Source organism: Ruegeria sp. CDSC052 (assembly GCF_059610685.1).
Window position 1 is genome coordinate 90,565 of record NZ_JBXWOB010000004.1, and the last position, 14,291, is coordinate 104,855.

Here is a 14,291-nt window from a genome sequence, read left to right on the forward strand (position 1 = left end):
GCGGCCTCAAGAGCGAAAAGATGACTGAGAAGTTTACTGGCAATTTCACCCAGCAGGAACCAATCTCGGATGAGGCGATCGAGGCGGCTCTGGCCGTTTTGCGTCATGGCCGGCTGCACAGATATAACGTCTCGCCCGGCGAACTGGCCGAGACCGCCCTGTTAGAACAGGAATTTGCCGCGCAGACCGGCGCAAAATACTGTCTGGCGGTCTCTTCGGGCGGCTATGCACTGGCGACAGCATTGCGCGCGATAGGGGTGCAGCCCGGAGATACGGTTCTGACCAACGCTTTCACCCTGGCGCCGGTGCCGGGGGCGATTGCCTCGATCGGAGCCAAGCCGGTATTTGTCGGTGTGACCGAAGCGCTGACGATTGATCTGGATGATCTCGAAAGCAAACTGGATCAGTCAGATGTGCTGATGCTCAGCCATATGCGCGGGCATCTGTGCGACATGGATCGGTTGATGCAAATCTGCGATGCCGCCGGTGTGGCCGTGATCGAAGATTGCGCGCACACGATGGGCGCCGCATGGCGCGGGCAAAAATCCGGACGGCAGGGCGTTATCGGGTGTTATTCCTGCCAGACCTACAAGCACATAAATTCCGGTGAAGGCGGGTTGTTGATTACCGATGACGAGGAACTGGCTGCCAAGGCGACGGTCCTTTCAGGATCCTACATGCTGTATGAGCGCCACCTTGCAGCGCCGGGCCCAGAGGTGTTCGAGCGGATCAAGTACACCACGCCCAATGTCTCAGGGCGCATGGACAATTTGAGGGCCGCGATCCTTAGGCCGCAACTTCGCAACCTGGAACAACAGATTGACCGGTGGAATGAGCGCTATGTCGAGATCGAAAAAGGGCTGCGCGGCACGCCGGGTCTTACCATTGTCGAACGACCCGAGGCGGAAACTTATGTGGGCTCGTCTATTCAGTTCTTGCTGCTGGACTGGTCACCCGAACGGATTGCTCTTGTGATGCAGCGCTGCGCGGCGCGTGGTGTGGATCTGAAATGGTTCGGCGGAGCAGAGCCCACCGGGTTTACCTCGCGCTATGACAGTTGGCGATATGTGGAAAGCGCGCCTCTGCCTGCGAGTGACCGCATTTTGACCGGGATCATGGATATGCGGGTGCCATTGACTTTTTCACTGGATGATTGCCGGTTGATCGCACGGATCATTCGCTCAGAGGTCGGCGCGGTGTTCCAGTCCTGATCACATTACCTGTGACTCGAGCGGGGATTTTTGGTTCTTCCGCAGCCGCTCGACCAGTCGTTTTTGCAGCCGATTTTCAGGGATCGGATAAGACGGCACCGTATTTTTGGCTTCCAGCAGATTTGGAAAGATCATTTGGATTTCTTCGCGGGCCTGCGCCGTAACGGATGCCAGCGACGTGTCGGTCAGCAACAGGCTTTCGCTCGGGGCGCCATTTGCAAAAACGATTTCGTGGTTGTCGAACAGCAGGTGGTAATACACAACCTGATCAAGGCTGTTGTCTATCTCGATTCCCGGCAATTCCGACAGCTTGATGGCCGCGACCAGCACATCCGGCGATCCGAACATGCGCTGCGCCACCGCCGAAGAGATTTGCATTCTGTGCTGCCGGGAAACCAATAGATCCTGGTTCGGCAAACCGTCCCCCAATGCGGATTTCGCGATTCGAACCGGATTCAGGTTTGGATTGATTGCCAGATCGGTTGCCGAAAGATGCCGCTGTCCGATCCATCTGACAGGTTTCAGCCCCGATCGGGTCAGCACAAGATCACCTTCACGCAAGGTTTCAACGGGACGTTCCCCGAGTTCCGTCTCGATCAGGGTGCCCTGACAAAAACACACCAGTAACTCGATGTTATCGACAATGGCGCCAAGGCTATCATTAAGGCCAAGTTCGGTAAGGCGCAGGGTATAGTCACCGGCGGAAGGGAAATCGACCTGCATGGTGAATGTGGAAAAGCTGTTCGCGGTCGGCAGAACGGTCATCGAGGCGATAACGACGCCGTTGCTGTCCAGAATCTCGACGGTAAATCCTTCGCTGCCTGCATTTGAGTTAGATGCCGTCCTAAGTGCGGAATCCAGGCTAAGCTCGCCGGATTTGGGGTCATCCAGCGTAAAGGTTTGCTCCATCACCGTGACTTGGCTTGCGTTGCCATCCATTTCGGCCACACGATTCGATGAACCATTCCCGAGATAGGCGCCCTCAGTGTGGTCAGCTTCGATATCCGTACCAGACCAATTTGCGGAACCGCTATTAAAAGTACCATTTACGATGACATTGGTTGGGGCCATTCGCTGAATCCTTGAAGCAAAAAACCTTAACGGCTTTGGCGATCTAATCGTCGAGTATGGTGAATTTGTGACGCTCCGGATCGGCTCGCGGGTGAACCTTTTTCGGTCAGCGCTTGACCCGGGTTCATGGTCATGGCAGATTATTTGAACAATCGTTCATTTACTGGGAGAGTTCGATGTTCACGGCGGCCATGCAATTCGATCTGGGTGAAGATGTGAACGCACTGCGTGAAATGGTGCATCGCTGGGCGCAAGAGCGGGTGAAGCCGATGGCCGCGAAGGTCGATGCCTCGAACGCGTTTCCGAATGAACTTTGGCGCGAGATGGGTGAGTTGGGCCTGCTAGGAATTACAGTGCCCGAGGAATATGGTGGCGCGGCCATGTCCTATCTGGCCCATACCGTCGCGGTTGAAGAAGTGGCGCGGGCTTCTGCCTCAATCTCATTGTCATACGGGGCGCATTCAAACCTGTGCGTCAATCAGATCAAGCTGAACGGCAGCCCCGAGCAAAAGGCGAAATATCTGCCTCGGTTGATTTCCGGCGAACATGTGGGCGCGCTGGCCATGTCTGAGGCGTCCGCCGGATCAGACGTCGTTTCGATGAAGCTGAAGGCGGAAAAGCGCAATGATCACTACCGGCTGAACGGAAGCAAATACTGGATCACGAACGGGCCGGACGCGGATACTCTGGTCGTTTACGCCAAGACGGATCCTGATGCTGGATCCAAAGGGATCACCGCCTTTCTGGTCGAAAAAGAGATGACGGGCTTTTCGACCTCGCCCCATTTCGACAAGCTGGGCATGCGCGGATCAAACACGGCGGAATTGATTTTTGATGACGTCGAGGTGCCCTTTGAAAATGTTCTGGGCGAAGAGGGTAAGGGTGTCGCGGTTCTGATGTCAGGGCTGGATTACGAACGCGTTGTGCTCGCCGGGATCGGAACTGGAATCATGGCCGCCTGTCTGGACGAAGTCATGCCGTATTTGGCCGAGCGCAAGCAGTTCGGCAAACCGATTGGCAGCTTTCAGCTGATGCAAGGCAAGATTGCTGACATGTACACGGCCATGAATTCAGCCCGGGCTTATGTCTACGAGGTCGCCAAGGCCTGTGACCGCGGGGATGTGACCCGGCAAGATGCGGCAGCGTGCTGTCTGTATGCTTCGGAACAGGCCATGACGCAGGCCCATCAGGCAGTTCAGGCTATGGGCGGCGCGGGGTTCCTGTCGGATTCGCCGGTCAGCCGCATATTCCGTGACGCCAAGCTGATGGAAATCGGCGCCGGTACCAGCGAAATCCGCCGGATGCTGATCGGACGGGAACTGATGAACGAAATGCTCTGAGCAAAAAAACGCCCCGCCGACGAGGTAACGGCAGGGCGTTCTGTGTAAAGGATCAGAAGCGGTGAACGTAGGATACGCCGACCAGCCAAGGATCGATTTCAGCGGTGCCGATATCGGTGCCGTTCAGTTTGACGTCCGAGTCGATATCGAACCAGCGAACGTTCAGACGAACAGCGCCTTTTTCGGTGACCATATAGTCCAGACCGGCCTGCAGTGCGAGGCCGACCGAGTTGTCGAGCTCGAGATCACCCAGGGCCGATTTTTCGTCGAAGAAGATGGTATAATTGATACCCGCACCGACATAGGGTTTCCAGACCGAGTTGGTCGGGAAGTGATAGTTCAGCGACAGTGTGGGCGGCAGGTGTTTGACGGTCCCTGCGTCGAGGCTGCCACCCAGTGTGACCTCATGGCTGAACGGTGTGGCGGCCAGCAGCTCGATACCCAGATTATCCCGAACGAAATACTCGGCAGTAAAGATCGGGCGTGTGTCGGAATCGACATCTGCATCCAGCCCGGCGAGGGATCCATTGTCGGATTTCGGGTCGAGATAGCCGACACCGACACCAACGGTCCAGTCGCCCTGATTTTGGGCGAAAACGGGCGCAGCAAACGCGACGAGCGCGGTCGAAAGGGTCAAAGCGGCGAGTTTCTTGGTCATTTTACGGCCTTTGGATTTGTTGATGACCGGGTTTTGCATGAAGCAAAGCCCGCCGACTCTGATCTGCATCAAATTCCCGTGACCGTCTTTGGTGGCTCGATTCAGGAAAAACCCAGAAAAACAAAGGGTTTCGGTAATGTGTCCCGCTGAAGGCATACCTGGTTTGCATCAGGGTGGGGGCTGGGACCTGCCGGACCGGTTGAACATGGCGCGGCAATGCTTGGAACAACCCCCAGAGCAGACGGCGATCATCGACCTGACCGGGGGTGAGGGCAAGGTCGTCTCGTTTGCACAACTTGGACGCTTGGCCGATGACATCGCACACGCCTTGCTCGATCGGGTGCGGCCTGGGGATCGCGTTGGAGTACTGCTCAGTCAGTCACCCGGCTGCGCGGCGGCGCATCTTGCGATCTGGAAGATCGGCGCGATTTCGGTGCCTTTGTTTAAATTGTTCAAACATGACGCGCTGGCCTCGCGTGTCGCGGATGCAGGGGCGCAACTGGTGTTGACAGACGCAGAGGGTGCTGCACTGCTGGGGGATTTGGCCGTACCGGTTCGGGTCGATCAGATAGCTCCGTCTGATGATCCGGTGCCCTTTGCGGATACCGGCCCCGAGGATCCGGCAGTTCTGATCTATACTTCCGGCACAACCGGCAGCCCCAAAGGCGCGCTGCATGGGCATCGGGTTTTGACCGGCCATTTGCCGGGGGTCTCGATCAGCCACAACCATCTGCGCGAAGGTGACTTTCTGTGGACGCCCGCCGACTGGGCATGGATTGGCGGGTTGTTCGATGTGTTGATGCCAGGGCTGGCGCTGGGCATTCCGGTGGTCGCGGCCCGGCTCGAGAAATTCACCCCCGAGGCCTGTGCGGATGTGATCTCACGTGGCGGGGTACGGAACGTGTTCTTTCCGCCTACCGCATTGCGGATGCTCAAGGCCACGGATCAGGCGATCCCCGGTCTGCGCTCGGTCGCTTCCGGAGGGGAGCCGCTGGGTGCCGAGATGTTGGAATGGGGGAAGCATGCGTTCGGCCTGACGATCAACGAATTCTACGGCCAGACCGAATGCAACATGGTGGTGTCTTCCTGCGCTCAGGATTTTCCCGTGCGCCCGGGTTGCATCGGTAAACCGGTTCCGGGGCATGAAGTTGCAGTGATCGACCAGGATGGCCAGCCCACAGATCAAGAGGGCGACGTGGCCATCCGCCAAGGCTCGGCCTCGATGCTGCTGGAATACTGGAACCGACCTGAGGCCACGGCCGAGAAGTTCCGCGGCGATTGGCTGATAACCGGAGATCGCGGCGTGTGGGAGGGTGAGTACTTACGTTTTGTTGGCCGCGATGACGATGTGATCACTTCCGCCGGGTATCGCATCGGCCCCGCCGAGATCGAAGATTGCCTACTGACCCACCCGGCGGTGGCGACAGTGGGTGTGGTCGGTAAACCTGATCCTTTGCGGACCGAGATTGTGAAGGCCTATGTCGTGTTGAAACCGGGAGCCACGGTTGCGGAGCGAGAGTTGCAGGATTGGGTCAAGGATCGTCTGGCGCAGTATTCCTATCCGCGCGAGGTGGCGTTTCTGGAGGAACTGCCGATGACTGTGACGGGGAAAGTGATCCGGAAGGAATTGAAGGCGCGGGCTGCCATTGAAAAGAGTGGGGAGATTTAAGTTGGGCAAAGAAATAATTTCACAAAAGAACATTGTCGACATCGTCACTGAGGCAATGAAGCAGTGTCGTGAATACGAAGAGGAACGGGCATCGTTCTTGGCGCAAGGACTCTCAAGCATAACTGGCCCACTCGGTTCAGCGGTTAGTAGCGTTGTTCCGGCTGATTGGCTGAGGAGTTCCGTTGAGCTTGCCGATGATGCGGCAGCTTTGTCCCTCCCAAGCGAACAATTTTCACACGATTTTATGGACCTGCCAGCCTGTGAGGATGCCGCAACGTCAGTGGGGTATTGGGCATCAGGACAAAACGCGGTTTCCGGTGGGTTTGCCGGTTGGTTCGGTTTAGCGGGTATGGCAGCTGACGTGCCCACGACCATCACTCTGGCTGCCAGAAACGTGCGCGCTACCGCCGCCGCCTATGGTTTCGACGAAGACTCCGAATATGAAAAAGCGTTCCGCCTGATGGTTTTGGACTTGGCGACATCTATGGCTGAAGAAAGTCGTGAAGAGAGCCTTGAGAAAGTTAATCAACTATCTCGAATGTTGACTTCACCAAAAGCAAGAATTCTTTGGGATGGGGCCGGACGTTGGGTGGCCGACACCGTTTTCGAACGAGTAGCCAGACAGATGGGCGCGAACTTGATAGGGCGTAAAGCTGCCCAAGTCGTTCCAATAGTTGGTGGAGTAGTTGCTGCTGCTGTGAACGCGAGTTTCCAAAACGATGTGAATCGAGCAGCGCGTTATGCATATAGATTGCGTTGGCTTATGCAGCAGAACCTAATTGCTGCTCCTTTGAATGAGGGTGAATAGAATGAAGCTCACATCCAAGGCCATGCCCGCCTCTGAGGGTTTCAAAGCAAACCGCGCGGCCCATCTCGACGCGCTGGCGCAAATCTCTGCCGCTGCGGAAGCGGCCCGTCTGGGCGGGGGTGAAAAATCCCGCGCGCGGCATGAATCCCGTGGCAAGATGCTGCCCCGGCGCCGGGTTGCGAACCTGCTGGACCCGGGGTCCCCGTTTCTGGAAATCGGCGCGACGGCGGCGCATGGGATGTATGGTGATGCCGCGCCAAGCGCTGGTGTGATTGCGGGCATTGGCCGGGTGCAGGGGCGCGAGGTCATGGTGGTTTGCAACGACGCCACCGTGAAGGGCGGCACTTATTATCCGATGTCGGTCAAGAAACACCTGCGCGCGCAGGAGATTGCCGAGGAAAGCCAACTCCCCTGTATCTATCTGGTCGACAGCGGCGGGGCGAACCTGCCCAACCAGGATGAGGTCTTTCCCGACCGCGACCACTTCGGCCGCATCTTCTATAATCAGGCCCGAATGAGTGCCAAAGGAATCCCTCAGATCGCGGTGGTCATGGGTTCGTGTACGGCGGGCGGGGCCTATGTGCCCGCGATGTCGGATGTGACGATCATCGTCAAAGATCAGGGCACGATCTTTCTGGCCGGTCCGCCTTTGGTCAAGGCCGCGACCGGGGAGGTTGTCAGCGCCGAGGATCTGGGCGGTGGCGACGTCCATACCCGTCTGTCCGGCGTGGCCGATTACCTGGCTGAGGACGACGCCCACGCGCTGGCCTTGGCGCGGCAGGCGGTGGGATCTCTGAACCTGCGCAAACCGCAGACCGTGGATTGGGCCAGCCCCGAAGACCCGGCTTATGACCCCGAGGAAATTCTGGGCGTTGTTCCCGCCGACCTGCGCACGCCCTATGATATCCGCGAGGTGATCGCTCGGCTCGTCGATGGCTCGCGATTTGATGAATTCAAACCGCGCTTTGGTGAGACGCTTGTGGCTGGGTTTGCCCATGTCAAAGGCTGCCCGGTTGGGATCATCGCCAACAACGGCGTGCTGTTTTCCGAGGCCGCCCAAAAGGGCGCGCATTTTGTTGAGCTGTGTTCGCAACGCAAAATCCCGCTGGTCTTCCTGCAAAATATCACCGGCTTTATGGTGGGCCGCAAATACGAAAACGAAGGCATTGCGCGGCACGGGGCAAAGATGGTGACAGCCGTTGCTACGACTTCGGTACCCAAGATCACCATGCTTGTCGGGGGCTCGTTCGGGGCCGGGAACTATGGCATGGCGGGGCGGGCCTATCAGCCCAGGTTCCTGTGGACTTGGCCGAACTCGCGTATTTCCGTAATGGGGGGCGAGCAAGCGGCGGGCGTGCTGGCCACCGTCAAACGAGACGGGATCGAGCGGCAGGGTGGCAGCTGGTCGGCTGAGGAAGAGATCGAATTCAAGCGCCCAACATTGGATATGTTCGAGGAACAATCTCACCCACTCTATGCCTCGGCGCGCCTATGGGATGATGGCATCATCGACCCGCGCAAAAGTCGCGATGTTCTGGCCTTGTCGCTGAGTGCCGCCCTGAATGCCCCGATTGAGGAGACACGTTTCGGCGTGTTCAGGATGTAAGATGAACGTTTCTTTGAATGATGTCATGGCCCGCTATCCGGGTGCTCAGACTTTCAAGTTTGGTGACAACGCAACGTTGAGCGCAGAACTTTTGGCCTTAGTGCGTGCAGGAAGGAAAACAGCGACCTGCGGTGCTTTGCGAGACTATCCCGAAGGCAGTGCGGATACTCCGGTCGTTGGGCGGCGCGATATCGCTTTGGACTGGGATGGTCGTCCCGCGCTGGTGATCGAAACGAATGAGGTAACGACCTGCCGATATTGCGATGTGACCGAGGATTTCGCGCTGGCCGAGGGCGAGAATGAGGCGCTTGAAGGATGGCGCGAAGATCACCGCCGGTATTTCGAGCGAAACGGCGGGTTTGATCCCGAGATGGAATTGCTCTGCGAGCGGTTCCGACTTGTCGAAGATCTCGGGGTTGAGGGATAAGCCATGTTCAATAAAATCCTGATTGCTAACCGAGGCGAGATTGCCTGTCGGGTGATGGAAACGGCTCAGAAAATGGGTGTGTCCTGTGTTGCAGTGTACTCGGACGCGGACGCCTCGGCCAAGCATGTGCAAATGGCGGATGAGGCGGTGCATATCGGTGGCGCGGCCCCGGCGGACAGCTATTTAAAGGGTGATGTGATCATTCAGGCAGCGCTGGATACGGGCGCGCAGGCGATTCATCCGGGCTATGGGTTTCTGTCTGAAAACCCCGGTTTCGTTGACGCGGTTGAGGCTGCGGGTCTGATCTTTATCGGGCCCTCGGCGGATGCGATCCGCAAGATGGGCCTCAAAGACGCGGCAAAAGTGTTGATGGAGCTGGCGGGCGTGCCCGTGGTTCCGGGTTATCACGGCGATAACCAAGACCCTGATCATCTGGCGGGCGCGGCCCAGACCATCGGCTATCCAGTGCTGATCAAGGCCGTTGCTGGGGGCGGCGGCAAGGGGATGCGGCTGGTAGAGCACCCCGAAGACTTTACTGAGGCTCTAGACAGTGCGCGGGGAGAGGCGAAAACCGCCTTTGGCAACGATGCCGTTCTGGTCGAAAAATTCGTTTCCAAGCCTCGGCATATCGAGGTGCAGGTGTTCGGCGATGGCACCCAAGCGGTACATTTGTTCGAACGCGATTGTTCGCTGCAACGGCGGCACCAGAAAGTGATCGAAGAGGCCCCGGCTCCTGGAATGACAACTGAAATGCGCGAGGCCATGGGGCAGGCGGGCGTGCGGGCCGCCGAGGCGATTGGCTACAAAGGCGCAGGTACGGTTGAGTTCATCGTTGATGCATCGGACGGGCTGCGCCCGGATCGGTTCTGGTTCATGGAGATGAACACGCGCTTGCAGGTGGAACACCCCGTGACCGAGGCGATTACCGGCGTTGATCTGGTCGAATGGCAGTTGCGAGTCGCTTCGGGTGAGGCGTTGCCAAAAACGCAGGATGACCTGACGATCAACGGGCATGCGTTCGAAGCCCGGCTTTACGCCGAGGACGTGCCCAAAGGGTTTCTGCCCGCAACAGGTACGCTGACACATCTGCGCTTTCCTGCGGAATGCCGCGCCGATAGCGGAGTGCGGTCCGGCGATACAATCAGCCCCTGGTACGATCCGATGATTGCCAAGGTCGTGGTGCATGGCCCGACGCGTGCGGTGGCGCTGGAAAACCTGCACCGGGTTCTGCGGCGGACCGAGGTTGCCGGGACGGTCACGAATCTCTCGTTTCTTGGCGCGCTGACCCGGCACCCTGGATTTGCGGCGGGCGATGTCGATACCGGGCTGATCGGTCGGGATATCGACGGGCTGGTCCGAACTTCTGATGCGGGCGCGCGCTTGATTGTTGCAGCAGCCATGACGGCGCTTGATCTGGTCGAGACCGGGCCCGACACGGGTTTCAGCCTGTGGGCGCCGCTGCACCGGGCCGTCCAGTTGAAGTGCGATAGCGAGGTCATTGATCTAGACGTACAGGTCGAAGGACCTGACCGGCAGGTCTGGCAGATCAAGGACACAACGGTTCTGGCGCAACGGCGCAATGGAGGCTGGTACATTGATGACCGCCCGATGCCGCCCGTGGCACTGGCTGGTGCGACAATCACAGTATTCGATGACTATGGGCAAGTGTTTGAGCATGTCGATCCGCTCGATCGCGATGCAAGCGCCTTGGGCGATACGAATGTGGTCGAGGCGCCGATGCCCGGTCTGGTCAAGGCCATGTTCGCCACCGTTGGGCAAGCCGTTTCAGAAGGTGATCGACTGGCCATTCTGGAAGCGATGAAAATGGAACATTCCTTGCTGGCTGCCCGTGATGGCGTGATCGCTGAGGTGCTGGCCGAAACGGGCGCTCAGGTCGAGGCCGGCGCGGCGCTGGTCCGGCTGGAGGAGGAATGATCTGTCCCGCTGCGCCGCAACGTGGCACAGTCGGGACAACACGGCATAACGGGAGGCGAAAGCTATGGGTGAACGGGTCGACATTTTTGAAGTAGGGCCACGTGATGGGCTGCAGAACGAACAGCGGGAAATTCCTGTTGCCGAGAAGGTCGCTCTGATCGATTGCCTGAGCAAGGCGGGCTTCAATCGGATCGAAGTTGCCAGTTTTGTGTCTCCGAAATGGGTGCCCCAGATGGCTGGCAGTGCCGATGTTCTGGCCGGGATCCAGCGGGTTGGTAAGGTGCGCTATGCGGCGCTGACGCCAAATATGCGCGGGTACGAGGACGCCTTGTCTGCCAAAGCGGATGAGATTGCCGTATTCGCATCTGCCTCGGAAGGGTTCTCGAAGGCCAATCTCAACGCGACCATCGCCGAATCCATTGAGAGGTTCAAACCGATCCTAGAGGCTGCGCGCCATATTGACCTGCCAGTGCGCGGTTACGTGTCCTGCGTGACCGACTGCCCCTATGATGGTCCGACCCCACCCGAGAAGGTGGCCGAGATTGCGGACACACTATTTGCGCTGGGTTGCTATGAGGTATCGCTGGGAGATACGATCGGGCACGGAACACCGGACACTATCGCCCATATGCTTCTGGCGGTGCGTGAGACGGTGCCTGTTACCCGCTTGGCGGGACATTTCCACGACACCAATGGTCGGGCCATCGACAATATCGACGCTGCATTGGCGCTGGGCGTGCGGACATTTGACTCAGCAGTCGGGGGGCTGGGCGGTTGCCCCTATGCACCCGGCGCCGCAGGGAACGTGGCCACCGAAGCCGTGGTCGCGCATCTAGAGCGTCTTGGATACGAAACGGGACTTGATCTGGGGATCGTGGAACAAGCGGCACAAATGGCACTGGCCATGAGGGCGGAGTAGGCGATGTTAGAAACGATCTCGGTCACGGTTGATCCACGTGGCGTTGCAACCCTGACGCTGAACCGCCCGGAGAAGCATAATGCGATGTCCGCGCAGATGATCCGGGAACTGACACAAGCGGCGGTGCAGTTGGGCAGCGATGGCACTGTGCGCGTAGTCGTTCTGACCGGAGCAGGCAAAAGCTTTTGTGCCGGTGGGGATCTGGGCTGGATGCAGGACCAGATGGCAGCGGATCCTCAGACACGCTTTGTCGAAGCACGCAAACTGGCCGAGATGTTGCAGGCGTTGAATGTGATGCCCAAACCGCTGATCGGAGCGTTACAGGGCAACGCCTTTGGTGGCGGTGTGGGCCTTGCCGCCGTCTGCGACGTGGCAATAGGTGTCGAGACCCTAAAAATGGGCCTGACCGAGACGCGACTGGGTCTGATCCCGGCTACCATCGGCCCCTATGTTGTCGCTCGGATGGGGGCGGCACGTGCGCGGCGGGTCTTTATGTCGGCCCGATTGTTTGACGCGGCCGAGGCCGTCGATTTGGGCCTATTGGCAAAAACGGTATCAGCAGAAGATATGGCGGACGCTGTCGAGGCCGAGGTTGAACCCTATTTGTCATGTGCGCCTGGTGCGGTGGCCTCGGCCAAGGCCTTGGTCCATAGTCTGGGGCCGCGTGTTGACGATCCCGTTATCGACCAAACGATCCGGGCGCTGGTTGCGCGCTGGGAAACTGACGAGGCGCATGAGGGAATCAGCGCATTCTTCGACAAGCGAAAACCTGTATGGAATAGTTAGGTTTACGTTCTGTCGGTTTGGGCGTTTCACGGATCGAAGTTCGGCTGGAATGAAACGGAATATTAGGGTGCCATGCGGTTGTGTTTGGTTGACCCTCTGACCCCGCGCGGATAGAGAATGTCCAGTCAACACGCTAATTGACGGCGCTCCCCTACTGGGCACGCGCAGGAAAGGAGCTATTCGTGGAAGACCTGCTGCGGGAGTACCTCCCGATCCTGGTGTTTCTGGTCGTCGCTGCGGGCCTTGGAATCGTCCTGATTCTTGCCGCTGTGGTGCTGGCCGTCCGCAATCCCGACCCGGAAAAGGTCAGCGCATACGAGTGCGGGTTCAACGCCTTCGACGATGCGCGCATGAAATTCGACGTCCGGTTTTACCTGGTTTCGATTCTCTTCATCATCTTCGATCTGGAAATCGCGTTCCTGTTTCCCTGGGCCGTCGGTTTCAAGGACATCAGCGATGTGGGCTTCTGGTCCATGATAGTATTCCTGGGCGTTCTGACCATCGGCTTTGCCTATGAATGGAAGAAAGGGGCCCTGGAATGGGAGTGATGACGGGTGCAAACACCGCCGGCGTCGACAAAGAAGTCGCCACCCAGGCCCTGAATGCCGAGCTGCAGGACAAAGGCTTTCTGCTGACCTCGACGGAGGATATCATCAACTGGGCCCGAACCGGGTCGTTGCACTGGATGACCTTCGGGCTGGCCTGTTGCGCAGTTGAGATGATGCACACCTCGATGCCGCGTTATGATGCAGAACGGTTCGGTATCGCGCCACGCGCGTCCCCACGTCAGTCAGACGTTATGATTGTGGCCGGAACGCTGACCAACAAAATGGCGCCTGCGCTGCGTAAGGTCTATGACCAGATGCCCGAGCCGCGCTATGTGATCTCGATGGGATCCTGCGCCAACGGCGGCGGGTATTACCATTATTCCTATTCTGTTGTGCGCGGCTGTGACCGCATTGTGCCGGTCGATATCTACGTGCCCGGTTGCCCTCCGACGGCTGAGGCGCTGTTGTATGGTCTGATGCAGCTGCAGCGCAAAATCCGCCGCACTGGCACCATTGTACGCTGAGGAGAGGGCAATGAGCGAAGCACTCAAAGAACTTGGCGCGCAGCTGGAACTCAAACGGACCGATTGCGTTCTGTCCTGGGATGTCACCCATGATGAGTTGAACGTGGACGTGGCCCCGTCGAACCTTGTGGAATTTATCGAATTTCTGAAGGGCGATGCCAGTTGCAAGTTCTCGACCCTGGTGGACATCACAGCCGTTGACTATCCCGAGCGGGCCAAGCGGTTCGATGTGGTCTATCACTTCCTGTCGATGTACCAGAACCAGCGTATCCGCCTGCGCGTGTCGATCCGTGAGGATGACATGGTGCCGTCGATTGTCGACGTTCACCCCTCGGCCAACTGGTTCGAGCGCGAGGTGTTCGATATGTTCGGCATCCTTTTCTCGGGCCATCCTGATCTGCGGCGAATCCTGACCGACTATGGCTTTCGTGGCTATCCGCTGCGCAAGGATTTCCCGACCACCGGCTATACCGAGGTCCGTTATGACGAGGCGCAAAAGCGTGTGGTCTATGAGCCGGTCAATCTGGTGCAGGAATACCGTCAGTTTGATTTCATGTCTCCGTGGGAGGGTGCGAATTACATCCTGCCCGGCGATGAGAAACAGGAGAGCGAATAATGGGTGGCATTTGGTGGCTGATCCTATCTGCACTGACCATCATCCCGATGGTGAAGATTTTGCCGTTCTTCGGGATTAACAAATACTGGTGCCTGCTCTGTCTGATCCCTTTTGGCACGATCGCGTTGCTGTGGTGGGTCGGGCTGAAACTGCAAGAGCTGGAGCGCCGCTGA

General features: G+C 58.3%; 15 protein-coding genes. 13 read left to right on the forward strand and 2 right to left on the reverse strand.

What is annotated here, in order from left to right; translation table 11 throughout:
- The first annotated feature begins 20 nt into the window (after nucleotides 1-20).
- Entirely contained in the window at nucleotides 21-1,211 is a 1,191-nt protein-coding gene (locus AC2FIM_RS09360; RefSeq protein ID WP_496708080.1) for a DegT/DnrJ/EryC1/StrS family aminotransferase, read from the forward strand.
- On the opposite strand, the gene AC2FIM_RS09365 is transcribed toward AC2FIM_RS09360, so the two are convergent.
- Entirely contained in the window at nucleotides 1,212-2,282 is a 1,071-nt protein-coding gene (locus tag AC2FIM_RS09365) for a Hint domain-containing protein (protein WP_496708079.1), read from the reverse strand.
- Nucleotides 2,283-2,458: 176 nt separating this feature from the next.
- On the opposite strand from AC2FIM_RS09365, the gene AC2FIM_RS09370 reads away from it, so the two are divergent.
- Nucleotides 2,459-3,622: an isovaleryl-CoA dehydrogenase gene (locus tag AC2FIM_RS09370; RefSeq protein WP_271950212.1), complete on the forward strand. Its 1,164-nt coding sequence runs from the start codon at nucleotides 2,459-2,461 to the stop codon at nucleotides 3,620-3,622.
- Between the two features lie 52 nt (nucleotides 3,623-3,674).
- Here the strand turns inward: AC2FIM_RS09370 and AC2FIM_RS09375 are convergent, their stop codons facing one another.
- On the reverse strand, nucleotides 3,675-4,280 hold the full coding sequence (locus AC2FIM_RS09375; RefSeq protein WP_271950306.1) for an OmpW/AlkL family protein: 606 nt from the start codon (nucleotides 4,278-4,280) through the stop codon (nucleotides 3,675-3,677).
- Nucleotides 4,281-4,416: 136 nt separating this feature from the next.
- On the opposite strand from AC2FIM_RS09375, the gene AC2FIM_RS09380 reads away from it, so the two are divergent.
- From AC2FIM_RS09380 to AC2FIM_RS09430, 11 genes are all read left to right on the forward strand, one after another.
- Nucleotides 4,417-5,949, forward strand: a complete 1,533-nt coding sequence (locus AC2FIM_RS09380; protein WP_271950210.1) for an AMP-binding protein — start codon at nucleotides 4,417-4,419, stop codon at nucleotides 5,947-5,949.
- 1 nt (nucleotide 5,950) lies between these two features.
- Entirely contained in the window at nucleotides 5,951-6,757 is an 807-nt protein-coding gene (locus AC2FIM_RS09385; RefSeq protein WP_496708078.1) for an EcsC family protein, read from the forward strand.
- A 1-nt stretch (nucleotide 6,758) separates the two neighbouring features.
- Nucleotides 6,759-8,363 (forward strand): carboxyl transferase domain-containing protein, encoded by a 1,605-nt coding sequence (locus tag AC2FIM_RS09390; RefSeq protein WP_496708077.1) that lies wholly within the window; start codon nucleotides 6,759-6,761, stop codon nucleotides 8,361-8,363.
- 1 nt (nucleotide 8,364) lies between these two features.
- Nucleotides 8,365-8,790, forward strand: a complete 426-nt coding sequence (locus AC2FIM_RS09395) for an ASCH domain-containing protein (protein WP_142634907.1) — start codon at nucleotides 8,365-8,367, stop codon at nucleotides 8,788-8,790.
- A gap of 3 nt (nucleotides 8,791-8,793) precedes the next feature.
- Nucleotides 8,794-10,725 carry an acetyl/propionyl/methylcrotonyl-CoA carboxylase subunit alpha gene (locus AC2FIM_RS09400; protein ID WP_142634905.1) on the forward strand — a complete coding sequence of 644 codons (1,932 nt, stop codon included), beginning with the start codon at nucleotides 8,794-8,796 and terminating at the stop codon, nucleotides 10,723-10,725.
- A 64-nt stretch (nucleotides 10,726-10,789) separates the two neighbouring features.
- Nucleotides 10,790-11,644, forward strand: coding sequence for a hydroxymethylglutaryl-CoA lyase (locus AC2FIM_RS09405; protein ID WP_496731960.1), 855 nt, complete (start codon nucleotides 10,790-10,792; stop codon nucleotides 11,642-11,644).
- Between the two features lie 3 nt (nucleotides 11,645-11,647).
- Nucleotides 11,648-12,430 carry a crotonase/enoyl-CoA hydratase family protein gene (locus AC2FIM_RS09410; RefSeq protein WP_271950204.1) on the forward strand — a complete coding sequence of 261 codons (783 nt, stop codon included), beginning with the start codon at nucleotides 11,648-11,650 and terminating at the stop codon, nucleotides 12,428-12,430.
- Nucleotides 12,431-12,612: 182 nt separating this feature from the next.
- On the forward strand, nucleotides 12,613-12,978 hold the full coding sequence (locus AC2FIM_RS09415) for an NADH-quinone oxidoreductase subunit A (protein WP_142634899.1): 366 nt from the start codon (nucleotides 12,613-12,615) through the stop codon (nucleotides 12,976-12,978).
- Nucleotides 12,969-13,502 (forward strand): NuoB/complex I 20 kDa subunit family protein, encoded by a 534-nt coding sequence (locus AC2FIM_RS09420; protein ID WP_037307875.1) that lies wholly within the window; start codon nucleotides 12,969-12,971, stop codon nucleotides 13,500-13,502. Before AC2FIM_RS09415 ends, AC2FIM_RS09420 begins: the two co-directional genes overlap by 10 nt.
- Before the next feature lie 10 nt (nucleotides 13,503-13,512).
- Nucleotides 13,513-14,118: an NADH-quinone oxidoreductase subunit C gene (locus tag AC2FIM_RS09425; RefSeq protein ID WP_271950203.1), complete on the forward strand. Its 606-nt coding sequence runs from the start codon at nucleotides 13,513-13,515 to the stop codon at nucleotides 14,116-14,118.
- Nucleotides 14,118-14,291, forward strand: coding sequence for a hypothetical protein (locus AC2FIM_RS09430; protein ID WP_170433422.1), 174 nt, complete (start codon nucleotides 14,118-14,120; stop codon nucleotides 14,289-14,291). Before AC2FIM_RS09425 ends, AC2FIM_RS09430 begins: the two co-directional genes overlap by 1 nt.

Excerpts from the sequence above, each read along its gene's own strand:
- AC2FIM_RS09425 (WP_271950203.1), top strand. The coding sequence starts at position 13,513 with ATGAGCGAAGCACTCAAAGAACTTGGCGCGCAGCTGGAACTCAAACGG.
- AC2FIM_RS09400 (WP_142634905.1), top strand. The coding sequence starts at position 8,794 with ATGTTCAATAAAATCCTGATTGCTAACCGAGGCGAGATTGCCTGTCGG.
- AC2FIM_RS09405 (WP_496731960.1), top strand. The coding sequence starts at position 10,790 with ATGGGTGAACGGGTCGACATTTTTGAAGTAGGGCCACGTGATGGGCTG.
- AC2FIM_RS09375 (WP_271950306.1), bottom strand. The coding sequence starts at position 4,280 with ATGACCAAGAAACTCGCCGCTTTGACCCTTTCGACCGCGCTCGTCGCG.
- AC2FIM_RS09365 (WP_496708079.1), bottom strand. The coding sequence starts at position 2,282 with ATGGCCCCAACCAATGTCATCGTAAATGGTACTTTTAATAGCGGTTCC.
- AC2FIM_RS09380 (WP_271950210.1), top strand. The coding sequence starts at position 4,417 with ATGTGTCCCGCTGAAGGCATACCTGGTTTGCATCAGGGTGGGGGCTGG.
- AC2FIM_RS09360 (WP_496708080.1), top strand. The coding sequence starts at position 21 with ATGACTGAGAAGTTTACTGGCAATTTCACCCAGCAGGAACCAATCTCG.
- AC2FIM_RS09390 (WP_496708077.1), top strand. The coding sequence starts at position 6,759 with ATGAAGCTCACATCCAAGGCCATGCCCGCCTCTGAGGGTTTCAAAGCA.
- AC2FIM_RS09370 (WP_271950212.1), top strand. The coding sequence starts at position 2,459 with ATGTTCACGGCGGCCATGCAATTCGATCTGGGTGAAGATGTGAACGCA.
- AC2FIM_RS09430 (WP_170433422.1), top strand. The coding sequence starts at position 14,118 with ATGGGTGGCATTTGGTGGCTGATCCTATCTGCACTGACCATCATCCCG.
- AC2FIM_RS09395 (WP_142634907.1), top strand. The coding sequence starts at position 8,365 with ATGAACGTTTCTTTGAATGATGTCATGGCCCGCTATCCGGGTGCTCAG.
- AC2FIM_RS09410 (WP_271950204.1), top strand. The coding sequence starts at position 11,648 with ATGTTAGAAACGATCTCGGTCACGGTTGATCCACGTGGCGTTGCAACC.
- AC2FIM_RS09420 (WP_037307875.1), top strand. The coding sequence starts at position 12,969 with ATGGGAGTGATGACGGGTGCAAACACCGCCGGCGTCGACAAAGAAGTC.